A 21,658-nucleotide genomic window follows, 5' to 3' on the forward strand; every position below is an offset into this window, starting at 1 on the left:
CGTCGCCGGCGTACGCGTTCCATTCGTGGGACCCGTAGGCACCGTAGTGGCGGGTGAAGGACAGTTTCCCGAGCAGCTTGGCGATCATGATGCTCTCCTCTCGCCTGTCTTCAGCACCTGATGCCACACCCATATGTTCGCATACATCGCATCTGTGATATAGGGCCTATTCCAGACATGCATCCCCCGCGCCCACCACGTGATCACCGCGTCCGCGAACCACGGCCGCACCACCGCGAGGGCGACAGGGGCAACCCCGAAACGCCACCACCGCCGCCGACCGCGTCTGCCGCCGGCTGCACCGCCAGACGCCGGGATGCCGTGACAGGGAAGCGGAGTAACTGCGCCGCACCCGCACGGACCTGACGGGGAGTCACGGGGAAGCGTGACCGCCGACGCCCGTGCGACCCACCGCGCGGACCGGCGTCCAGAAGCCGGTGAGCCCGTTCCAACTCCGGGCAACCGTTGATCGGCGACCCCTTGACCTGGTGTTCTGCGATGAGGGCTACACCCGGAGGGGCAGGAGTACGACGCATGCACCACCACGACCTACGCGCAGAACACGACCGCCTGGATCCTCGACACCCCCGATGAGGTCAGTACCACCTCCGTGAACTGCTCGATCACACCGTCGCTCCCTGCGGACGCCGTGTCGGACACGCTCACCTTCTACGACGGCTCCAGCACCCTCGGCGCGACCCCGAGCGTTGGCGACCCGACCAAGACCCAGAAAGCCACCTCCTACACCGGGTCGACCCCGGTCTACACCACTGAGGCGAGCACCACCGTCGACCAGTACGGACGCAGCCTCACCTCCACGGACGCCGACCAGCGCACGGTCACTACCGTCTACACGCCGGCCACCGGCGCCGAGCCGACCTCCATCACCGAGACCGACCCGCTCAGCCACACCACCACCAAGACCTACGACACGCCGCGCAACGTCGAGCTAAGCGTCACCGACCCCGCTGGCTACAAGGTCTCCGGCACCTATGACGCGCTCGGCCGCGTCACCCAGGTCTTCCAGCCCGGCGTGACGGCCGCGTCGACCAAGTACAGCTACGCGGTCAACTCCGGGACGCCCTCGGTCGTCACCACCCAGAGCCTGGCCGACGACGGCAGCTACCGCACCGCGACCGTGATCTACGACGCGCTGCTGCGGGTGCGCGAGACCCAGGCGCCGACGCCGGACGGCGGCAGGGACGTCAGCGACACCACGTACAACACCGACGGCTGGGTGGTGAAGGCCTCCCGCCCCTACTCCACGTCGGGCGCGCCCAACGGCACGCTGGTGCAGGCGCAGGACGGCGATATCCCGGCCGAGAGTGGCTACACCTACGACGGCGCCGGCCGCAGGACCGTCAGCACCGAGTACGCGCTGGGCACCGAGACCTGGCACACCACCACGGTCTACGGCGGCAACTTCACGACCACGATCCCGCCCGCCGGCGCGACCGCGCAGAGCCTGCTCACCGACCCCCGCGGCCACATCACGCACATGTACGACTACCACGCCGGTGCGCCCACCGACCCGGTGACGACCCGGCCTCGGACTATGCCGACACCAGCTACACCTACTACCCGGACGGCAGCCGCGCCTCGGAGACCGACGCCGCGGGCAACACCTGGTCCTGGAAGTACAACCTGCTCGGCGAGGTGACCTCCGCCACCGACCCGGATACCGGCACCGGCACCACCGCCTTCGACAACGCGGGGCAGGTGACCAGCAGGACCTTCGTCAGCCCGCACTTCGGGTTCAGCGCCAACACGCCGAACCTGAAGCAGCTGGCCCGGGACTTCGACAAGGCCCTCAAGACGCACTTCGACAAGGAGTTCGACCCGCGGGCCTCGACGTACAAGATGCCGGAGTCAACTCTCTCGTACGGCATCGAGGTCGGCACCTGGGACGACGTCTGCAAGGCCCATCAGGACCTGTGCTCCAAGTCCTTTGCTTCGGAGGTCAACGGGCTGCACGCGGCGCTGGACAAGCAGGCCAAGGCGAACGAGCGCGGCATGATGTGCATCTTCATGGGCCAGTGCCACTGGTGGAAGGTCACGGCCGCGGCCACCGCCTTCTTCCGCACGATGCGGGCGGGCCCCGACGGCAAGCCGATGCTCGGCACCGGCTCGCGTCATCTGGGCGCCCGATTGTCGGACTACGAAGAAAATCTCGACGAGGACGGGAACATCGTCACCGACAAGGCAGGGGAGCTGCCGCCCGGCGCGTCGCTTACCACCGACCCGAGGAAGCTGCCCCCCCAGCTTCCGGCCGAACTGGCTCCCCGGCGGCAAGTCGAAGGACCCGCTGTGGGCCATCAAGGACGACAGCGCCTTGGCCGCCCGCGGCGTCACGCCCCGTCCTGACTCGAACCCGAACAAGGATTACCACATCCTGCTCGGCCCGTCCGAGAACCGCACTTCGCCGGAGGAATACGGCGCAGCAATGGAATCCACTCAGGATCTGTGGATGAACACAAATGCCGAGTCGATGGAGGACGTGCAGGCATTCCTGACGGAGATCGAGGGCATGGAGGAGTGAAAGACGGTCGGGCCGGGAGCGGGCGCACATCCGCTCCCGGCCCGACCGTTTCCCCTATGGAACGCCGTGCTGGGGCATGGGTACGATGGCACTAAGGACCGGATTCCCTTCCAGTGAGGCACGGAAAGGGGGCGAGATGGAATCCGCGGGACTGCCGGATATTCTCGCCGAGTGGACGGATTTCGACCGGGCCGGATACCGGCTCGGCAAGTTCCTCGGGGCGATCCCCCCGGAACGCAGTTTCGGCTCCATGAAAGGGCACTTCTGGATCGACGGGTTCCCGCTCGGCATCATGCTGGACGAGATACTGGAGAGCATGGTCAAGGCAGGGGTCCTGCTGAAGAACGACGACCTGCAGTACCGGTGGAACCCCGTGCAGCCGGACCCCGATGAGCCCCTCGCCCAGGAGCCGCTGCCTTCGTTGCGGTGACCCGCCCGCGGGCGGTCCGCGACGGCTGACCCGGCCCGCCCGAGTCAGCCGTCGCGGTCCGCGCTGCCGCGCCCGGTGTCCTGTCCGGCGTCGTCCTCGTCGTCGCCCGGGGGCACATGGATCCACGGTCCCGTGGTGAGGCCCTCGATGATGTGCCGCCAGCCCTTGGTGCGGTGCCCGCCGGTGGGGGCGCGGTCGTCGAGCCAGATCTGCGTCCCCACCGGGAGGTCCTCCGGCCCGCGGTTCCCGCCGATGGCGAGGACGAACTCGGGGTCCGACGGGTCGCTGCGCGTGTAGAGCAGGTCGCCGTCCCGCCACGCCTCGATGCCGAAGCCGGCCAGCGGGGCCTGCCAGACCCCCTCCTCGGGGAAGAGCAGCAGGAGCCGGTCCCCGGGCACCGGCACGTCCATGTCCCCCACGCGCGCAGCTAGTTCGCGGATCCGCACCCCAGGCTCGACCTGGAGACCGAAACCGGTGCGGTGCGAACTCTCCACGGTGAGCAGGTAGTACGACACAGCGGTTCTCCCCGGCGACGGCCGAACGGACGGTTGCGTTGGTGCGGTGCCCGTAGTGGACCACAAAGCGCGGAACGCCGGAAGTCGGGACTGCGGCGGTGGCGGATCACCGGGGAGGCCTGACGGCCAAGGTCCGGGTACTCCCACTGAACCGCCCAGCGCTGAATGACCTCAGACCGTAATCCGGGGCAGGGCGGACGCGTACCGCGAGGGCGCGTCCGCCCTGCCCCTGTCCGAAAGGCACGTTTCTTGTCCTCGATGCTTTACCGGCTGCGCGAGTCCTTTCCCGACGCGCCGAGTGCGCTGGCGCGGGCGCGGGAGATCTCGCGCGAGCTGGCGGACCGGACCTCCTGCCCCACGCCCCGAATGGAGCCGGTCACCACAGCCGAGCAATACGCCTACGCCCTCTCCGCCTTCGACACCGCCCGCATCTACGGGAACCAGGCAGAACCCGGCGTCGGACCCTGCGTGGACGAACTGCGGCGCCGCACCGTCGTCACGTTCGACAACGAAGAGCCGAACTCCTCGTTCGCCGGCTACGCGATACTCCGCCCCGACCTGACCGACCTCTGGCCGCTGCCCGAGAAGCTGACTCTCACTCTGGACTCGACCTCGCCCTTCGGCGATCCCTACAGCGAGCCAGACCCCGACTGCACCGAGGAGGAACTGGATGACATGGTTTCCGTTCTCGGACCGCTGTCTCTGAACGTGGACTGGGACTGCGGCTGGCGCGGCCTGTCCGAGTCCAAGGACTGCGGCGTGCAACTCTGCCTGAACAGCGTCTGGACGCGGCAGATCGCCGTGCCGTCACCCGGCGAGTTCGGCGTCTGGATCTCCCTCGGTTCCCGTGTCGCGTGGACGCCCGAGGGCGACGCCTGGCTCCGCGACTCCGGACTTCCGCTGGGTGAACCCCAGCAAGGCTGGTGACTCGGAGGCCAAAGCCTCTTACGCCCCGGTGGAGGCGAGGCGTGCGTGCCGTTCGCGAGGGGCTGCTCTGGTCCACGGGGGTGAAACAATGGGGCGGGCAGGCCGCCCAGCGCGCGATCTCGGCGAGCGGCAGATCGGCCCCAATCAGTAGCCGGCCGCCTCGGTGATCTCAGGGGTTCCCTCTGCGGTCTACAGCGAAAGCGGCGGCAGTCTGGGCGACTTCGACCTCGGCAGCGACGCCGATGAAGGCCGTGTCGCGGGACATACCTGCTGTTCTTCGAACTGAACCGCCTGCCGCTGTCTGCCGTGAGGCTGTAATCCGGGACAGGGGCGGATGCGCACCGTGAAGGCGTGCCCGCCCCCGCCCCTGTTCGAAAGGCGCGTTTCTTGTCCTCGACGCTCTACCGAGTACGCGAACCCTTCCCCGACGCGGTGAGCGCGCTGTCGCGGGCGCGCGCGATCATGCGCGACCTCGCCGAGTGGACCGCCCCTCCGTGGCCCCGTGTGGACGACATCACGACCGCGGAGCAATTCGCGTACGCACTCGCCACCTTCCCCACAGCCCGGTTCGGTGCGGACCGCGAACCCCACGGCGTGCCGTTTCTGAACGAACTGCGGCGCCGCCGTGTCGTCACCCTCGATACGGAGCAGTCGAAGTCCTACATCTCGGGCGACGTGCGGCTCCGCCCCGACCTGGTCGACCTCTGGCCCCTACCCGATGGGGTGGGACTCGTTCTGGCCACGACTCCGCCCTTCGGCTACCCCGCCAGTGAGCCCGAGGACGACTGCACCGAAGACGAACTGGACCGGATGGTCTCCGTGCTCGGGCCGCTGTCCCTGGACGTCCGATGGAACTGCTCCTGGCGCGGCCTGCCCGAGTCCAAGGACTGCGGCGTGCTGCTCTGTCTGAACAGCGTCTGGGTGCCGCAGCACGTCGAGCCTTCCCCGCGCGAGTTCGGCGTCTGGATCTCCCTCGGCCCCCGCGTCGCCTGGACGCCTGAGGCCCGGGCCTGGGTGGGCGACTCCGGACTCCCACTGGGCGAACCTCAAACGGGCTGGCGACCAGGAGGTCCGGATCCTCCGGCGAGCAAGCAGCGCCACCCCTACGGAACCACCCGTCTCTGCTCGACATCAGGCGGCAATCCGAGACAGGGGCGAATGCGTCCGGTGACGGTGCGGCCGTCCCTGTCCTCGACGGTGACGGCCTGGTACGCCTCGGCACGGTGCGCCCTGAAGCGGCCCTGCTCCTGGCACGGCTCATCCGGGCCGGCTTGGAAGCGAGGGATTACGAAGCGCGCTCTCCGGCGACTCCGCTGCACTGAACAGAGGGACTCCGTTCCTCGACGAGGACCAACCAGGTGCCCTGCTGTTCGGCCGGGACCGGCACCCCTGGCGCCCCAGCCCGAACGGTCGGCAGGCCACTTCAGTCGCGCCATCAGCTCGGGAAGCTCGTGCTTCCTGACCTCGGTCGCCCTGCTGACCTGAGACCACGGCTGTCGGCCACCGGTCAGTGACCTGCCGGGGAAGCGGCCGGCGGCGGAGGTCGGCGACGACGGCGGTAGTCCGGCCGGCAGCTTGCCTGACCCGCCGCCACGCTCCAGCCACGGGGGAGGTGGGGCCGTTTCGTCGCTGCGCCGACTTGGTCCGGATATCTGGCACGGGCTGGGGGTACCCGCCTCGCAGCATGGCCCATGGCCGAGTCCGGTACGCGGTGACAGCAACGGAGAACCAGATGAAGGCCCGCCAATCAGAAGCCCCGCCGCCCGCGCCGGTTCCAGCGGATGAGCAGCCCGCCGAAGTCCTCTCCGGCCGCTACCGGTTGGGCGCGAGAATCGGATCGGGAGGCATGGCCGACGTGTACGAGGGCGTTGACACGCGCCTTCTGCGGCCCGTGGCCGTCAAGGTGTTCCGGCCCGGCACGGACCCGCAGACGGAGGACCGTCTCACCGCGGAGGCCGTCCTGCTGGCCAGCCTGCAGCACCCGGGACTGGTCACCGTCTACGACGCCGGCCGCCACGACGACCGCACCTACCTGGTCATGCAACTGATAAAGGGTCCCACGCTGCGCAGCCTTCTGGCGTGTGGAGCGTTGCCTGAGCGGCGTGTGGTAGATGTAGGCGCCGCCCTCGCGCGGGTGCTGGCCTACGTCCACCGGGCCGGCGTCGTGCACCGAGACATCAAACCGTCGAACATCCTCCTCGACGCGGCCGGTGCTCCTCACCTGGCTGATTTCGGCATAGCGCGCCTGGCCGACGCCACCCGCCATACGGAACCGGACGTGCTGATAGGCACCGCCGCCTATCTGGCACCGGAGCAGGTCGAGGGCAGGCGGATCGGCCCGGCCGCCGACGTCTACGCGCTCGGCCTGGTCCTGCTGGAGTGCTTGAAAGGCGAGCTGGAGTACCAGGGCACCCCGCTGGAAGCGACAGTCGCCCGCCTGCACCGTTCTCCCGAAGTCCCCGCCTGGCTCCCCTCGGAACTCGCGTCCCTGCTGCGGGCCATGACCGCCCAGGACCCAGAGGCCCGCCCGGACGCCGAGCAGTGCGCGCAAGCCCTCGCCTCCCGGCACGCCGGACCTGGTCCGTACCCCCTGCCGCTCTCGGCGCCCTCCGAGGCGCGCCTTCCGACGCCGCTGGCCGCTCACCCCGGTACGGCAGAGCACATACGCTCTCAGGAGGCGGCGGTCACCCGGCGCAACCTCCCCGGCGGCACTCGCCGCAGCCGTCGCCTGGCAGCGGGCACGGCCCTGGCCCTCTCCGCGGTCCTGGGCGCGACTCTCGCCGTCGCATCGAGCACCAGCGGAAGCGACGACCGGGCAGCAACGACGCCCGCCGATACCCCCTCGCACCAGCCCTCCGGTTCGGCGACTGCCAAGAGCGGGCCCGGTGCCCTCCCACTCACCCGATCTCACGGGGCGCAGCCACCCTCCAGGGCATTCGGTGCGTCCCACCCTGCGGCTGCGGCAACCGGATCTCATGCCCAGCCCGTCTCCAGGACACTCGGCGCTTCTGATCCGGCGGCCGCCCCGGGCTCGAGCCGCAGCGCCGCTGCACCGCCCGCGAGCTCGGGGCCGCCACGATCCGTGCCGACCGGAGCCGGGGCCGTCGGCCCGAGCGGGACGACACCTGCGGAGACGCCAACCGCCGGCACGGCGTCCCCATCACCAACGCCCTCGAAGGGCGGCGGCGACGCCACCGGCGCACCGCCCAGCCCAAGCCCGACGCATTAGAGCTCGAGGACCAAACCCGCCCTGCCGTCACATGCGCAACCTTCCAGGGATACACCCGCTTGAGGAGTTCGATCTACACCCGCCTCTGAGGCTGTCGACGGCTGGTCCGACGGTCGCCCGGGGGCGCTGCTGTATGCCGCCGTCCGGCCTCGTTGATGTCAGCCGTGGATGTCAGATGTCGGCCTCTGACCTCGGCTAACGATTGATCGGGATCTCATAGACGATCTCGCGGTGAGCCGCGGGCACTACGATGTCCGCCGTCTCTACGGGCCGTCCGTCGTCGCTGTAGTACGTCCGCCGGATGTGCGTCACGAGCGCGGCCTTCTGGATGCCCACTAGTGACGCCTCCTCGGCGCTCGCCTGCCTCGGCTCCGGCTGCTCCACGGCATGGCTGACCGTGACCCCGATCGCGGCTATGCGGTTCACGACTCCGGCGCCCGCGTGGGGCCCACCTTCGGGGAACTGCGGCTCCTCCCGTGGTCGGGGCCGGAGGGCAAGCCCTGCTACCTGAGCACCGACGACCCGGACGGCTCCATGTCCCGCCTGGCGGACAACATCGAGGTAGTCCAACTCGGGACGGCGGGGGAGTTGCTGGAACGAGCCTGCGGAGCCCTCGACGACCAGGACACGGACCCGGAGGTCGTGCGGGGCCTGGCGAAAGAACCGACTGGCGCTCTGCGAGCTGTCCTCCGCGTCGCGACCAGCCGCGGTCACCTCCTGGCGATGAGCGAATGACAGGGCGAGTGAAAGGTAGCGAGCGGAAGGGCGCTTGACGATAACGGCCATTCCTGGCGGGGAGGGAAGCCTGAGCATCAACTCGGGCTCCCCTCCCCGTCGCGTCATGCCGACCCCAGGCGATATGCAGCGCATCGATTCGAGGAGGAATCTCTCGGTGACTGTCTGAGCCTCAGCCGACGACAGTCAGCCACGACGGCGGCTGTGCCGACCCGACCCCGCGCGCGTATGCCTCGCGGCACCCCCGCCGGTCTTAGCTTCGTTGCCGGCGTCGTCGACCGGAGAAGTTGCGACGGCCGGTCCGACTGCACCGCCTGAGCCATCTGCTTGGGAAGCTAGGGCATTTTAGGAGCATTTGGGGCGCTGACGTGGCCGAATCCTTGTTCCGTCATCGCTTTGGGCTGAGCGCCTTTCCCCGTGATTGCCTGCTGTTCCCACTTGATCTCGGGCGGCCGCGGATTGCGGTTGCTGTATCAACCAGCGCCCACACCTGTTGGACAGCTGTTGGCGGCTGTCGACGTCGGTCAGCATTGAGCGCCCTCCACAGCTCAGGACGGCGGTCCGGTAGGGCGCTCGCGTGTTCGGATGAGGCCGTGCCGACGCGGACGTCAACGAAGCCGACATTCGTCTCCTCATCCGATCGGGACGGCGCCAGCTGCTTGATGGGGTGAACTGGAGCCACGATGATCAACGCACCAGGCGGTACTGACAACACCGCCTGAATATCGGGATCTCGGCTGCTGAACCGCTGTATACGGCACCAGGCAGACCCTCGCTCGCTACGATGCGCAGGCCAGACACATCCAGGCGGCGGGGACAGGGCGAGGGAGATCACAAGGATCCGAAGCAGCCAGCAGCAGCCGAAGTAGCAGCGGACATCCAGCGGGCCCGAGCACGGGGGACCCAGGTGTGGAGGCCGAGCCGCGAACTGAGAGCCCTGGGCCTCAACTCCACTCACCGTGGGATCATGACCTGCCTACCCTGTGCCGATGCTTTCGCACGACCCGAAGGAACCAGATGAGGGATACGTCAGACGTTACACGGCGGCTTTGGTCGCTCTGTGCGGTTCTTCGTGATGAGGGAGTCACCTATCACGAGTACCTCAATGAGCTTACGTACTTGCTTTTCTTGAAGTTGGCCGCAGAGCTCGGCATGGAGGAACGACTTCCAGTGAACTGCCGGTGGGCAGTGCTACGAGAAGCAAGATCGGATGAAGTTGCTGGCATTTATAGCGACATATTGGAACGTCTTGGATCATCGCAGGATGAGACGGTAGCAACGATTTACGGCGAGGCGGAGACTCGTCTGACTTCAGGTGATGCGCTGAGGCAGTTGATCAATGGCATCGACGAAATTGACTGGTATCGCGCTCGTCAAAATGGGCTTGGTGATGTCTATGAGGGCCTCATTGAAAAAAATGCCCAGGAGTCGAGGTATGGAACTGGTCAGTACTTCACTCCCCGGGCGGTTGTCGACGCCTTGGTACAAGCGATTAATCCAACGGATAGCGACACCGTTTATGATCCCGCAGCAGGCACCGGAGGTTTTCTGGTAGCGGCTGGCCTACACACGCAAAATCAAGGCGAAGAACAGCCTCGACTACATGGTGTTGAGCTAGTGCATGATGTCCAACGCATGGGACTTATGAACCTGCTACTGCATGACCTGCAGGGAGAAATCGAACTTGGTGATTCCCTTAGTCGAGATCCCAAGGCGCTGCAGGTGTCTGTATGCCTGACGAATCCTCCATTTGGAGTGAAAGGCAACTTGTCGGCGACTCAAAGTCAGTACATGGATTACCGGACATCGAACAAGCAGCTAGGATTTTTCCAACATATTTACAAGAGCCTCAGTAAGGGAGGTAGAGCGGCCGTCGTAGTCCCCGACAACGTCCTTTTTGAGTCGGGGGTCGCATCGTCGATTAGGACCCATCTACTCGACAACTATCGACTGCACACGATCCTCAGGCTGCCGACTGGCATCTTTTATGCAACTGGAATCAGGACGTCAGTTCTCTTCTTCTGTGCAGACAGCCCTACTCATTCGACCTGGATCTATGACCTCAGATCTTCCTCCAGCTCATTCACTAAGCGTAAGCCGCTAGGTATTTCTGACCTAGGAGACTTCCTTCAGTGCTACGGAAGTGATCCTCTCGGCCGTGCCGAGCGAGAGGAGACCGATCGATTCAGGTGTGTAACCCGCGAGGACTTGAGGTCGGTAGATGACAGGTTGGACCTAGCTGGCACTTCAGGGACACAGAGCGCTGCTGAAAGCGTCCACCGGACACCTCATGATGTCGCAGTAGCCCTTCTCGACTGCATCACGGCTGCTCAGCAGGCTATTGGGGAGGTAGAAGAAATGTTGCGAGACAGCTCGTTGGTAGCCGCCGCACGACGGGAATCGATCGAAGTTGGTGACGAGTGATAAGGAAAGAATTTCCTGACGGCTGGGCAGTTTGCAAGGTGGCCGAAGCCGGGGACGCGATCTCTGGGCAACAGAAGACGCCGGCAGCGTCCTTGGCGCCGGAGCAGTATCCGTACCTCCGAGTGGCGAATGTCTTTGACGACGAGATCGATCTCAGCGATCTAGCCACCATGAACTTTTCCAGTGAAGCGCGAGAGAAGTACCGCCTCAAGGATGGCGACGTGCTTCTGTGCGAAGGACAGAGCCGAGAGCTAGTAGGGCGTGCCGCCCTGTATCGCGGTGAACTCGAAGAACTATTTTTTCAGAACAGTATCATTAGGTTTCGCCCACATAAGGAGATCCTTCCCGAGTATGCACTACTAGTCTTTCGAGCCTACCAAAAGGAGGGCGTGTTCTCGCAGATCGCGAAAGCAACAACAAATATCGCCCACCTAGGGCTTAATAGATTTAAATCTTTGCCTTTTCCGATTCCACCTCGGGCCATTCAAGAGCTTCTAGCGGACACGGCGCGCGTATTTCAAGAGCGAGTAGACACTGCGCGCCATGTCCTAGCAGAGTCCGTTCCAGACCTGGACTTCTTGGTGCGGAACTTCCGGGATCAAGTGATCATCGGTGATCGTGACCCAGAGGAGGAGTCCTTTCCGAGCGAAGCAGACCCATCATGGGTAACTGCTGCTGAGGCAGTTGCCCCCGATGCTCCGATCGTTTACGGGATCCTGCAACCTGGACCGGATGTGGAGGATGGAACTGGAGTTCCATATGTGCAACAGCAAGACCTGCAGAATGGCGAGGTTACCGAGGGCCAGTTGCGGAACACGTCGGTGGCAGTTCATGAGAAGTTCTCTCGATCAGCTATCGCCTCTGGTGATGTGTTGCTGGGAATTATCCGCAATACACGTGTTGCAGTGGTCCCCCCCGAACTGGATGGCGGGAACATCAACAGGGGAATTGCTCGCCTCCGGCCACGCGAAGACTTGGAAAGCGAGTATCTAGCACATTGGCTCTCAAGCCATTGGGTGCAAGGTTGGCTGTCTGACCGCATGCGAGGAATCGACATGCCGGGCCTAAATCTGCGTGACGTGCGCCAACTACCGGTTCCCATCCCAAAAGTCACCGAACAACGCCGGCAAGTGAACTTGATTAATCAAGTCGTTGATAAGGCCAACGAGGCTAGGGCCGCCCTGGTCGAAAGCCAGCAACATCTGCTAAAGACAGAAGTGCTTACGATTGCGGGACTGGCCTATGGTGATCTGGCGCGCACAATTTCGCAGAGCTTGAGTAACTCCATGACAGGAGTCGAAACGCAAAACCTCGTCAACCGAATGCTTGAGCGACAGTCTTCGCTAAAGGCTCCTGCTAAGAAGAAAACCTCCCAGGTAAGGAAAACGGGCGAAATGAGTGCAGAGGGCGGCGTGGCGAACGCTGATAATTTGCTTCAGATTCTTAAGTCGTCAGGTGGTCGAATTAGCCCCGCAGAGCTATATCGTAGTATGCGTTTGGAAGACGATGCTGTAGACGACTTCTATGCCCTGCTTCGTGATCTATCGAAAGATGGACGCATCGACATTGATCGCCCAGACGATGAACTGGTCTTTGTCACGATCGGCGCCCCTTCATGAGAATACTTGAAGTTGGTGTACGCAGATTCAAAAATCTGAATGATTTCCATGTGTCATTCGACAATACTGCGCCAGTATCAGTTCTTGTCGGGCGTAACGGCGCTGGCAAATCAAACCTGCTGGAAGCACTCACGGTGATCTTCCGGGATCTCGACTTGGGGCTTACTCCGAGATTCGAGTATGACCTAAAGTACGAGATCAGCGGCGACTTGATTCACGTATCAGCGGCGGAGAACGCTGGCTCGATTCATCTCACCTGTTCAGTGAACGGGGACGTTATTCCGAATGGCAAGTTTGTGGGTACTGTAGGGGCGAGTTATCGGCCTCGGCATGTATTCGGTTACTACTCCGGCCCGAGCAATCGGCTGGAGGAGCACTTCAGTGCCCACCAGGAGCGCTTTTATAGGGATCTCCTTCGAGGTGAAGAGAAACCCTTGCGTCCTCTCTTTTACGCGAGGAATGTTTACTCCAGCTTCGTCCTGCTTGCGTTTTTCTTGGATGACGACCCCACCGTTCAAAGACTCCTCAAGGGGTTACTCGGCATACATGACCTTGAGTCAGTCATGTTTGTCATGCAGAAGCCATCATGGCATAGCCGATCCGGAGATAAGCGCTTCTGGAATGCAAGAGGCACAGTCAGGAGTTTCCTGGATCGCTTGTATGCGATCGCGCTCGCGCCAATGAGACTCGATAGAAGAGTTCCCGTGGGGCTGGCTAGGTTTAGCCGCTCAGAGCATCTCTTTCTGTATCTATCAGGGCTTGCTGAGACTCGGGCACTAGCGAGCGCCTACCCAAGCAATCAGGAGTTCTTTAAGGCGCTCGAAAGTACCTACATGTCGGAATTGATTCACGATGTTCGGATCCGAGTTTCGACGGAACGAGGTTCTTCTTCCCTTACTTTCAGACAACTCAGTGAGGGCGAGCAGCAGCTGCTTTTGGTACTAGGTCTTATGAGATTCACGAGGGAAGAAGAATCGCTCTTCTTGTTGGATGAACCAGACACGCACCTTAATCCGGCCTGGAGTGTTCGATACAGGCAATTCCTGCATGATTTCGGTGCGCTGGACGAGACGTCGCACGTTTTGATGGCCACGCACGATCCTCTAGTAGTGGCCGGCCTCCTGAAGTCGGAAGTTCGCATCCTGGAACGCCATGACGATGGGACGATCTCGGCGTCTGCACCAATCGAGGATCCCCGCGGTATGGGCGTCGGTAATTTGCTGACCAGTGACGTCTATGGATTGAGGTCGCAACTCGACCTCGAAACACTTGAGCTTCTCGATCGGAAAAGAGATCTAGCCTCGCGGGACTACCTATCCTCTGTTGAGGCGGAGGAGTTGCGCGGGCTGAGTGAAAAGCTTCAAGCGCTAGGTCTCCTTATGGAAGATAGGGATCCAGAGTTTCAAGAGTACTTGCGGGCGAAGCTCAGCGAGGAGGGGGGCATCGATGCGCCTCTGGTATTTTCGCGTGAAGAGATCGAGGAAAACCGCGAAGCCGCTCAAGACCTCCTGAGGGAAGTCCTTAGCGAAGGCGATTTCACAGCGCCCGGGGGAGAGTAACGTGATTCTTATTGATCTCTTGGAAGTTGCTTCTCTGCTGCCCGCAGAGTGGAAGAAGGAGTGCGCGTCTGTTACGCGTGAGCTTGAGCAAGCAAGTTCCGACGACGAGAGAGATAAAATCCTCAAGGACCATTCTGACCTTTGGCGCGAAGTCAAAGAGAAATTGTCAGAAGCCTCGCATGGGAAGTGTTGGTACTGCGAGTCAAAGAATACGCGATCGGATAATGCTGTAGACCACTATCGCCCTAAGGGGAAAGTGGCCGAGGATGCGAACCATCCGGGTTACTGGTGGCTGGCCTTCGACTACAAGAATTATCGATACGCGTGCACTTACTGCAACAGTAGACGAAAGCACGCGGAGTCGGGTAGCGCCGGTGGCAAACAGGACCATTTCCCGCTGGCGGTCGGTTCATACCGAGCTTACGGGCCGAATGACTCCATTGATTGTGAAGAGCCCCTACTCTTGGATCCCTGCTCGGTCCTCGATGTATCAACCGTTTGGTACGACGAGGAAGGAAAGCTGGGACTTAACACCTCGATGGTGCTGACAGACCCTTTGGCGATGAGTCGCATTGATTCTTCGCGCGTGATTTTGCACTTAGATCATCCGTATACCGTCAGAGAGAGGAAGAGGATACATTTGAAGATGATATCGCTCTGCGGGAGGGCTGATCGAATTTATAAATTGATTCTTACGGGTAATTCCGACATGCGGGTTGAATACAAGGAGAGGTTGGCGGAACTGGCGCAATTTATGACTCGCTCGGCCGAGTACTCGGCCGTGGCGCGATGTGCTATTCGCGGGCATAGGGAAGCCAGTCTTACTGCGAAGATCCTTTGTGAGGCTCCCCTCTGATTGAATACCCGCAGTGCGCCTTTTATCTGAGGTCGGTGTAGCGGCTTTGGGGTGGCATTGCTTTGGCGCGAGTGATCATGGCCCCGTAAGCTTCCGGCGCGTCGGGCAGTCTGTGGACCTGCCCGGTAAAGCACGACGTTGGGGCCATGATCTTCGAGGCTCGCGCCAAAGTGGCTCCGTAAAGCCGCGGAGTCGACCGCCCCAGCCACGACGTACCCCTTCTCTGGCGTCAGGCGGCTGATTGCTCTGCGCCCGTGACGCGCGCGGGGAGCGGAGCGAGCCGCCTTGATCACGTGAAGAAAGTCTGAGCCACCAGAGGTCTGGCTACAGCCTGAAAGACAGCTCCAACTCGTCGCCCGGTAGGTGGAATTCCTCCAGGGCCAAGGGCTTGTCGGCCACCGTGAGCGTCACGCGCAGGACATGGAGAAGCGGCACCCCGTCCGCGAGCCGGAGGGCCTGGGCCTGGTCCGGCAGGGGCATCCGCGTGCGGACGTACTCCGTGAAGTGGAGTTCGTGGCCCAGGTCGGAGAGGGCGGCGTAGAGCTCGGGCGCCGGCGGTGGGGCCTCCTCCTCGTACTTGGTGTCTAGGAGGACGGAGAACGGCACGTACGTCCGGTGGAGTTGGCGGAGGTGGCCGTTGTCTGCCGTCTGTAGGGCGTCGTACGTGAACATCGGCTCGCCTGGCGGGATGCGGAGTAGGTCCGCCAGGGCCAACGGGGCGTCGGTTCGGGTGGCTACTGGCGGTTCGGCGTCGGTCCAGCGGATGCCGTCGGCTTCGATGTAGCGGCCGTCCGAGGCTCGGCGTACCCCGCGTGGGCGGGTGAGGCCTGGGCGGCTGTGGGGGGAGCGGGCGAAGGTGCCGCGGCCCATGATGGCCTCGACGAGACCGGACGCCCTCAACTCGGCCAGGCCCTGGCGGACTGTGGGGCGCGTCACGCCGAACTGTTTCGCCAATGCCTCCTCGGATGGGAGTGGTTGGCCGGCGGGGAAGGTGCCGTGCAGGATGCCATCGCGCAGGTAGTCGGCGATTTGCCGGTACTTCGGCTGCGTGTTCTTCGGCGGCATGCGGGCCCTCCGTGGCCGTGGCTTCTGCGGCTGTTCGGCGCCGTGGACGGCTTGCCCACGATCGTGGGCAGTTTCTCGTATCGCTAGGTCGGTTGACAACCCGTACTACGGGTCGGCAGTCTGGTCTGCGTCACCCGTAGTACGGGTGGTCTAGCAACCCGCAGGATCGGCCTGCGGGTGCCAGAGATGAGGAGAAACGAACAGTGGCAAGCCTTCCGATCGACACCGCGAAGTTCACGGGGATCATCTGCGCCGTGCCCCCGGTTCCGCGGGTCGCCAACCGAGAGACCGGTCAGTTGCGGGTCGACCGCGAGACCGGCAAGACCATGTATCAGGTCGGCCTGTGCCTGATGGCCGGGGCGTCGGCCGATGTCGTGACCGTGAGCGTGGCCGGTGAGCCGGCCGGTGTGCAGCTCGGCATGCCAGTGGCCGTGCGGGACCTGGTCGCCACGCCGTGGGAGAACGAGGGGCGGCACGGGATCGCGTTCCGTGCGGCGGAGATCCGGCCCCTGAGCGCTCCCGCTCCGGCGGGCAAGGGGGCCGGGCAGTGATGAAACTGGCCTCCATCACCACATCGGCCGGTGCGACCGGGCCGAGTTGGGTGCTGTTGGTGGCCGCAGTGCTGGTGTCGGGTCTGCTTCTGGCGGGCCCGGCCCTGCGCCGCCGTCATCCCGTCGCCTGGTGGCTGTTACTCGGCTTTCCGGTCGCCGCCTTCCGGGTCATGAGGACCTGGCGCCTCCTGATGGCCGGGTGTGGGCTCGCGGTGAGTCGACGACCGGCGCTCACGGTCGTCTCTGGGCTCGTCGGCAACGGAGCGCCTCCGCCGCAGCCACGTGTGCCGCGTCGCGGTCTCATACGGCCGACTGCCGGCGGCTTCGTGTTGCTGGTCCGGCTGTTACCGGGGCAGGTGCCTGAGGACTTCGTCAAGGCGGCGCCGGCCATGGCGGAGGACTGGGAGGTTCACGCGGTGCGGGTGACCTCCTGGAAGCCGGGGGTCGTACGGATCGTCGCCTCGGCGTCCGATCCGCTTGCCGCTCCGCGGGTGCCGAAGCAGCGGGGCCCCGGCCATCTGCTGCGGGTGGCCGTGGGTGTGCTGGAGACCGGGGCTGCGTGGGTGGTCGACTTGCGGCGCGTGCCGCACTGGCTGATCGTGGGGGCCACCCGTTCCGGCAAGTCGACACTGATCAACGCGCTCGTGGCGGGCCTCGCCCCGCAGGATGTCGCCTTGGTCGGGATCGACTGTAAGGGCGGCATGGAGCTGTCCCTCTACGAGCCGCGGTTGTCTGCCCTCGCGACCAACCGTGAGCAAGCGGTCAGGCTGTTGGCCGCGCTGGTTGATCTGACCCTCGACCGCATGGGCGTGTGCCGGGCGGCACGGGTGCGAAACGTCTGGGGTCTGCCGGACAAGGAACGCCCCGTCCCCATCGTCGTGATCGTCGACGAGATCGCGGAACTGTTCCTTGTCGCGAGCCGCAGCGAGAAGGACGAAGCACAGGCGGCCGGTACGGCGCTCATCCGGCTCGCCCAGCTCGGCGCGGCACTCGGGGTGTTCCTCGTCGTCGCCGGCCAGCGCGTCGGCTCCGACCTGGGCCCTGGGGTCACCGCCCTGCGGGCACAGCTCGGCGGCCGGGTCTGTCACCGCGTGGCCGACCCCGGAACAGCCGAAATGGCGCTCGGTGACCTCAACCCCGATGCCCTGAAGGCGGCGCAGGCCATCACGCCTGAACAGGCCGGTACTGCCGTCCTGGCTTCCGGCGACGGCTGGGAACGCGCCCGTTCGCACCTGATCACGGAGGCGGAGGCGGAAGCCGTCGCCGCTGAGTACGCGCACCTGACTCCCGTCCTGTCCGAGCTGCACGTCGAAGCGCCGTGAAAGGGGCCTGCCGTGCTGGTGTCCATGTCCGCCGTTCTCCTGCTGGGCCTGCTGATCTGGTTCCTGCTGCGCATCCGGTACCTCCGGTGGGCCGACGCGCTGCTCTGCGGAGCCTTCGGCTTCCTGCTCTCCAAGACCGTGGCCGCGCCGTTCGCTCAGGCGTTTCTCGACGGCGTGAACGGCTTCCTCGGCCAACTCCGCTTCTGAAAGCACCTGTTGGGAAGAGAAAGGGACTTCCTGTGTCCGAGTACGTCATCCGCTCCGGTGACCGGGCCGCGTTCATTGCCGGTCTTCGAGAGCTGGCGGACTTCCTGACCGCCAACCCCGCCGTCCTCGCCCCGCGCAACGCGTCCTTCGGCGTCTTCGTCGACGCGGCCGACACCGCGGCGCGCAGGGAGGGCGCGGAGCATGTCGCCGCGTCCCTCGGCGTGCCCGTCGAGGACATCGGCGAGGGCTACTACGACGCACGCCGTGACTTCGGTCCGATCGCGTACAGCGTCATTGCGATCCCGCCTAAGGAACGGCAGTGATCGCCCGTACAACGGGCTCCCGACGGGGCGCGAAGTCGCCAAACCCGACCCCGTCAGGAACCCACTCCATCCGCCACGTGAGCAGTGAAAGGAGCACTCACACTTTGTCCACTGCGCATCATTCGCGCAAATCTCCGCTGCCCGACTGCGACCTGAAGGGAGACAATTCCGAGGTCTCGACCTGCGAGGGATCCGAACGTGTCGTCCTCGTCGGGCTCGACGACATCGAGCAGCACCTGTGCCCGGCGCACGCTGCCGCGGTCTGGCTCACGGATCCGACATTCCGGTTCAGCGCCAAGACCCGGCCAGAAGCAATCTCGGCCGCGATGCGGCACGCGTTCGGTGGGGGCGGTGGTCGACGATGACCACGACCCTCGTACCGGGCAGCGCTGCCGCTCTGGTCGCCAGGGCCTCGGAACCCGAGTTCGCCGCCTGGCGCCGGAACATCGTCCGCCTCGGCGGCTGTACCAACCCGATTCACCTCGTCGGCACGGCGACCGTCTTCGACACGGCCACGGGTGCGGCTCTGTACTCGTACGGGTCGGACGTCTACGGCGGTCGCCTGCTCACCGCATGCGGCAACCGGCGGGCGACCGTCTGTCCCGCCTGCTCGGCGCTTTATCGGGCGGATACGTACCAACTTGTGCGTGCCGGACTCGTCGGCGGCAAGAACGTCACGGAGGCGGTGAGCGGGCACCCGCGCGTGTCCGCCACGCTCACCGCTCCTGGCTTCGGTCCGGTTCACACTCGGCGGGAACGCGATGGGCTCGTACGGGCCTGTCGTCCTCGCCGGCCGGGGGAGTGCTGCCCGCATGGGCGGCCCCTCGGATGCCGTGCGCGTCATGCGGTCGATGACCCCCGACTCGGCGAACCGCTCTGCCCGCGCTGCTACGACTACGCGGGCGCCGTTCTCTGGCACGCGTTCGCCGGTCGGCTCTGGCATCGGTTCGGGCTGGAGTTGCGGCGGGAGGTCGCTCGGCGGGCCGGTCTGTCGCGTACGGAGTTCGGGGAAGTCGCCCGACTCTCGTACGCGAAGGTCGCCGAATATCAGCGGCGGGGCCTGGTCCATTTCCATGGGGTGATTCGACTCGACGGAGCGGACGGGCCCGACTCATCTCCGCCGGACTGGGCGACTACGGCACTGCTGGTGGAGGCCGTTCCGGTGGTGGCTGGCCGGGTGCGACTTACGGCCCCGGGTGCGGACGTCGTCGGCCCGCGGGAGCTGCGCTTCGGCAGGCAGGTCGACGTACGGCCGGTCACCTCGTACCGACGGGACACGGGGGAGCGGCCCACCTCCGCGGCGACCGTCGCGGGCTACATCGCGAAGTACGCGACAAAGGGAGCGGAGTCCGCCGGAGCGGTGGACGGCCGGATCTACGACGCGCGGGACATGGTCATGCTGCCCGTCCGGGCGCACGTGCTGCGCATGATCGGCACGTGCTGGTGGCTGGGCGGCCTGCCGGAGTTCGAGCCGCTCGGGCTTCGCCGCTGGGCCCACATGCTCGGTTACGGCGGCCACTTCTCCAGCAAGTCGCGGCGCTACTCGACCACGCTAACCGCTCTCCGTCAGGCCCGTGCCGACCACCGTGCGGAGCAGCAGCGGGCGTCCCTCGGTCTGGCTGACGTCCCGACCGTCACGGTTGGCCAGTGGCGTTATGCCGGGCGCGGCTACTCGCCCGCGGGGGAGCTCCTGGCCGCTTCGGTGCGGGAGGGCGGTGGTCGTCGTGGTGCGTGACAGCCGTGCGAAGACGGGCGAACTGCTCACCGTTCGGCAGGTGCTCGACGAACTGGGCGGCATCTCCCGGCGCACCTTCTACCGCTGGCGGGAACTGCGCATCGCCCCTGCCTGCATCCGGCTGCCGAACGGAGAGCTCCGGGTTCGGCGGGACGTACTCAACGACTGGTTGGAGGAGCGGGCGGAAGGGGCGGCATCGTGAAGTCGTACAAGGTCGTCATCTGGAAGCTCAGTATCAACCGCTCCGCGAAGAAACCGACGTACCTCGTCCGCTGGTCCGTGGACGGCGAACCGTTCCACGAGTCGCACAAGACCAAGGCGCTCGCCGATCGCTTCCGGGCGAAGCTGCTTCGAGCGGCGGACAAGGGCGAGCCCTTCGACACGGTGACCGGTCTGCCCGACTCCCTACGCGGGGGTAAGGCTGCTCTGTCCCTGCTCGAACTGGCGGTGAAGTACATCAATGCTCGGTGGCCCGAGGCCTCGGCGAAGCAGCGAGACAGCATGACCGATGCCCTGGCAACGGTCATGCCCGCGCTGGTCAAGTCGGTCCGTGGGCGTCCTGACCCGGCCGATCTGCGGCGGGCACTGCGCTCGTACGTCCTGCCCCCGCCTCGGAGGGAGCGCGAACGGCCCGAGGAGATCGCAGCGGCAGCGAAATGGATCGAGAAAGCGTCGCTGCCGGTGGCCGAGCTGCAGGAGATCACCCGCGTGCACGACCTGATCGATGCGCTCACGCGGAAGCTCGACGGCAAGCCTGCGGCGACGCAGACGTACCGTCGGCGGCGCGCGGTGGTGTTCAACGCCCTCGAATACGGGGTTGAGCTGGAGGCGCTGCCCTCGAACCCGCTGAGCCGAGTGCGGCGTAAGAGGGGGAAGCGAGCCGTGCAGGAGGTTGACCGTCGGGTCGTGGTCAACCCCCGGCAGGCTCGGGAGCTGCTGACCGCGCTCACGTACGTCGGTGGCTACGACCGGGCGAGTGGCCGGCGGTTACGGGCGTTCTTCGGCTGCCTGTACTACGCGGCCATGCGCCCTGGTGAGGCGCTCGGGCTCCGCCTCTCGGACTGCACGCTCCCGGAAAAGGGCTGGGGCCGAATCGACCTGGCCGAAACCCGTCCCACTGCCGGGAAGGCGTGGACTGATTCCGGCGAGGCGCACGACCGGCGCGGCCTGAAGCAGCGGGCGGACGGTGAGGTGCGCATCGTGCCGATACCGCCCCCTCTCGTGCGGCTGCTCCAGGACCACATCAAGGAATTCGGCACGGTGGAGGACGGCCGGCTGTTCGCGAGCGAGCGGGGCAACGTGATCGCCGCTTCGTCGTACTCGCGCGCCTGGAAGCAAGCCCGGTGCCTTGCGTTCCCACCCGAACAGGTCGCCTCCGTCATGGCGGCTCGCCCGTACGACCTCCGGCACGCGGGTGTCTCCCAGTGGCTCAACTCGGGCGTTCCCGCCCCGGAGGTGGCGGCTCGCGCGGGCCACTCGGTGGACGTCCTTCTGAAGATCTACGCCAAGTGCATCGACGGCCAGGAGCAGGAGATGAACGACCGGATCCTGAAGGGGCTGGGGGAGGGGGACGACACGGGACCCTGACCGGTCCACGCACCCCTCAGCCAAAAGCCCCGGAG

The 21,658-nt window shown here is 65.1% G+C and carries 20 protein-coding genes and 2 pseudogenes; 19 read left to right on the forward strand and 3 right to left on the reverse strand.

Annotated features, from left to right (window positions below; genetic code table 11):
* Positions 1–1,392: 1,392 nt before the first annotated feature.
* The 4 genes and pseudogenes from ACFY0K_RS19475 to ACFY0K_RS19490 form a co-directional block, all read left to right on the forward strand.
* Positions 1,393–1,647: pseudogene (locus tag ACFY0K_RS19475) on the forward strand (hypothetical protein); the annotation flags it as partial.
* Between the two features lie 9 nt (positions 1,648–1,656).
* Positions 1,657–2,364: a hypothetical protein gene (locus tag ACFY0K_RS19480; RefSeq protein WP_390640865.1), complete on the forward strand. Its 708-nt coding sequence runs from the start codon at positions 1,657–1,659 to the stop codon at positions 2,362–2,364.
* On the forward strand, positions 2,333–2,539 hold the full coding sequence (locus tag ACFY0K_RS19485) for a hypothetical protein (protein ID WP_388605066.1): 207 nt from the start codon (positions 2,333–2,335) through the stop codon (positions 2,537–2,539). The genes ACFY0K_RS19480 and ACFY0K_RS19485 overlap by 32 nt, the downstream gene beginning before the upstream one ends.
* 136 nt (positions 2,540–2,675) lie before the next feature.
* Positions 2,676–2,969, forward strand: a complete 294-nt coding sequence (locus ACFY0K_RS19490) for a hypothetical protein (protein WP_390640866.1) — start codon at positions 2,676–2,678, stop codon at positions 2,967–2,969.
* A gap of 44 nt (positions 2,970–3,013) precedes the next feature.
* Here the strand turns inward: ACFY0K_RS19490 and ACFY0K_RS19495 are convergent, their stop codons facing one another.
* A complete protein-coding gene (locus tag ACFY0K_RS19495) occupies positions 3,014–3,484 on the reverse strand; it encodes a hypothetical protein (RefSeq protein WP_351236919.1) in 471 nt (156 codons plus the stop codon).
* A 258-nt stretch (positions 3,485–3,742) separates the two neighbouring features.
* On the opposite strand from ACFY0K_RS19495, the gene ACFY0K_RS19500 reads away from it, so the two are divergent.
* Together ACFY0K_RS19500 and ACFY0K_RS19505 are read left to right on the forward strand one after the other, a co-directional pair.
* A complete protein-coding gene (locus tag ACFY0K_RS19500) occupies positions 3,743–4,411 on the forward strand; it encodes a hypothetical protein (protein WP_390640973.1) in 669 nt (222 codons plus the stop codon).
* Between the two features lie 1,732 nt (positions 4,412–6,143).
* The gene (locus ACFY0K_RS19505; RefSeq protein WP_390640867.1) at positions 6,144–7,640 is read left to right on the forward strand and encodes a protein kinase; all 1,497 of its coding nucleotides are present in this window, start codon (positions 6,144–6,146) and stop codon (positions 7,638–7,640) included.
* A 195-nt stretch (positions 7,641–7,835) separates the two neighbouring features.
* On the opposite strand, the pseudogene ACFY0K_RS19510 reads toward ACFY0K_RS19505, so the two are convergent.
* Positions 7,836–8,102 (reverse strand): annotated as a pseudogene (locus ACFY0K_RS19510) (UTRA domain-containing protein); the annotation flags it as partial.
* On the opposite strand from ACFY0K_RS19510, the gene ACFY0K_RS19515 reads away from it, so the two are divergent.
* The 5 genes from ACFY0K_RS19515 to ACFY0K_RS19535 all read left to right on the forward strand — a co-directional run bounded on the left by ACFY0K_RS19515 (position 8,028) and on the right by ACFY0K_RS19535 (position 14,833).
* A complete protein-coding gene (locus ACFY0K_RS19515) occupies positions 8,028–8,375 on the forward strand; it encodes a hypothetical protein (RefSeq protein ID WP_390640868.1) in 348 nt (115 codons plus the stop codon). The pseudogene ACFY0K_RS19510 and the gene ACFY0K_RS19515 sit on opposite strands and share 75 nt — an antisense overlap.
* 1,017 nt (positions 8,376–9,392) lie before the next feature.
* Positions 9,393–10,799 carry an N-6 DNA methylase gene (locus tag ACFY0K_RS19520; protein ID WP_390640869.1) on the forward strand — a complete coding sequence of 469 codons (1,407 nt, stop codon included), beginning with the start codon at positions 9,393–9,395 and terminating at the stop codon, positions 10,797–10,799.
* On the forward strand, positions 10,796–12,418 hold the full coding sequence (locus tag ACFY0K_RS19525) for a restriction endonuclease subunit S (RefSeq protein ID WP_390640870.1): 1,623 nt from the start codon (positions 10,796–10,798) through the stop codon (positions 12,416–12,418). Before ACFY0K_RS19520 ends, ACFY0K_RS19525 begins: the two co-directional genes overlap by 4 nt.
* 50 nt (positions 12,419–12,468) lie before the next feature.
* A complete protein-coding gene (locus ACFY0K_RS19530; protein ID WP_390640871.1) occupies positions 12,469–13,977 on the forward strand; it encodes an AAA family ATPase in 1,509 nt (502 codons plus the stop codon).
* 1 nt (position 13,978) lies between these two features.
* Positions 13,979–14,833 (forward strand): hypothetical protein, encoded by an 855-nt coding sequence (locus ACFY0K_RS19535; RefSeq protein ID WP_263209783.1) that lies wholly within the window; start codon positions 13,979–13,981, stop codon positions 14,831–14,833.
* Between the two features lie 324 nt (positions 14,834–15,157).
* Here ACFY0K_RS19535 and ACFY0K_RS19540 read toward each other — a convergent pair whose 3' ends face one another.
* Positions 15,158–15,898, reverse strand: coding sequence for a GntR family transcriptional regulator (locus tag ACFY0K_RS19540; protein ID WP_390640872.1), 741 nt, complete (start codon positions 15,896–15,898; stop codon positions 15,158–15,160).
* A gap of 203 nt (positions 15,899–16,101) precedes the next feature.
* Here ACFY0K_RS19540 and ACFY0K_RS19545 point away from each other — a divergent pair, with 203 nt between their 5' ends.
* The 8 genes from ACFY0K_RS19545 (at position 16,102) to ACFY0K_RS19580 (ending at position 21,623) form a co-directional block, all read left to right on the forward strand.
* Positions 16,102–16,449, forward strand: a complete 348-nt coding sequence (locus ACFY0K_RS19545) for a hypothetical protein (RefSeq protein ID WP_390640873.1) — start codon at positions 16,102–16,104, stop codon at positions 16,447–16,449.
* Entirely contained in the window at positions 16,449–17,771 is a 1,323-nt protein-coding gene (locus tag ACFY0K_RS19550) for an FtsK/SpoIIIE domain-containing protein (protein WP_390640874.1), read from the forward strand. Before ACFY0K_RS19545 ends, ACFY0K_RS19550 begins: the two co-directional genes overlap by 1 nt.
* Positions 17,772–17,783: 12 nt before the next feature.
* Positions 17,784–17,978 (forward strand): hypothetical protein, encoded by a 195-nt coding sequence (locus ACFY0K_RS19555; protein ID WP_108014878.1) that lies wholly within the window; start codon positions 17,784–17,786, stop codon positions 17,976–17,978.
* Between the two features lie 32 nt (positions 17,979–18,010).
* Positions 18,011–18,301 carry a hypothetical protein gene (locus ACFY0K_RS19560; RefSeq protein WP_390640875.1) on the forward strand — a complete coding sequence of 97 codons (291 nt, stop codon included), beginning with the start codon at positions 18,011–18,013 and terminating at the stop codon, positions 18,299–18,301.
* 104 nt (positions 18,302–18,405) lie between these two features.
* Positions 18,406–18,666: a hypothetical protein gene (locus ACFY0K_RS19565; protein ID WP_390640876.1), complete on the forward strand. Its 261-nt coding sequence runs from the start codon at positions 18,406–18,408 to the stop codon at positions 18,664–18,666.
* A complete protein-coding gene (locus ACFY0K_RS19570; protein ID WP_390640877.1) occupies positions 18,663–20,036 on the forward strand; it encodes a replication initiator in 1,374 nt (457 codons plus the stop codon). Before ACFY0K_RS19565 ends, ACFY0K_RS19570 begins: the two co-directional genes overlap by 4 nt.
* Complete coding sequence (locus ACFY0K_RS19575) at positions 20,026–20,238, forward strand: helix-turn-helix transcriptional regulator (protein WP_388926989.1); 213 nt, start codon at positions 20,026–20,028, stop codon at positions 20,236–20,238. Before ACFY0K_RS19570 ends, ACFY0K_RS19575 begins: the two co-directional genes overlap by 11 nt.
* Positions 20,235–21,623, forward strand: coding sequence for a tyrosine-type recombinase/integrase (locus tag ACFY0K_RS19580; RefSeq protein ID WP_390640878.1), 1,389 nt, complete (start codon positions 20,235–20,237; stop codon positions 21,621–21,623). The genes ACFY0K_RS19575 and ACFY0K_RS19580 overlap by 4 nt, the downstream gene beginning before the upstream one ends.
* The last annotated feature ends 35 nt before the right edge of the window (positions 21,624–21,658 follow it).

Origin of the sequence: Streptomyces sp. NPDC001507, assembly GCF_042894765.1 — a bacterium.
In the GTDB taxonomy this organism is placed as follows: Bacteria; Actinomycetota; Actinomycetes; order Streptomycetales; family Streptomycetaceae; genus Streptomyces.

Excerpts from the sequence above, each read along its gene's own strand:
- ACFY0K_RS19500 (WP_390640973.1), top strand. The coding sequence starts at position 3,743 with ATGCTTTACCGGCTGCGCGAGTCCTTTCCCGACGCGCCGAGTGCGCTG.
- ACFY0K_RS19540 (WP_390640872.1), bottom strand. The coding sequence starts at position 15,898 with ATGCCGCCGAAGAACACGCAGCCGAAGTACCGGCAAATCGCCGACTAC.
- ACFY0K_RS19515 (WP_390640868.1), top strand. The coding sequence starts at position 8,028 with ATGGCTGACCGTGACCCCGATCGCGGCTATGCGGTTCACGACTCCGGC.
- ACFY0K_RS19570 (WP_390640877.1), top strand. The coding sequence starts at position 18,663 with ATGACCACGACCCTCGTACCGGGCAGCGCTGCCGCTCTGGTCGCCAGG.
- ACFY0K_RS19490 (WP_390640866.1), top strand. The coding sequence starts at position 2,676 with ATGGAATCCGCGGGACTGCCGGATATTCTCGCCGAGTGGACGGATTTC.
- ACFY0K_RS19505 (WP_390640867.1), top strand. The coding sequence starts at position 6,144 with ATGAAGGCCCGCCAATCAGAAGCCCCGCCGCCCGCGCCGGTTCCAGCG.
- ACFY0K_RS19550 (WP_390640874.1), top strand. The coding sequence starts at position 16,449 with ATGAAACTGGCCTCCATCACCACATCGGCCGGTGCGACCGGGCCGAGT.
- ACFY0K_RS19520 (WP_390640869.1), top strand. The coding sequence starts at position 9,393 with ATGAGGGATACGTCAGACGTTACACGGCGGCTTTGGTCGCTCTGTGCG.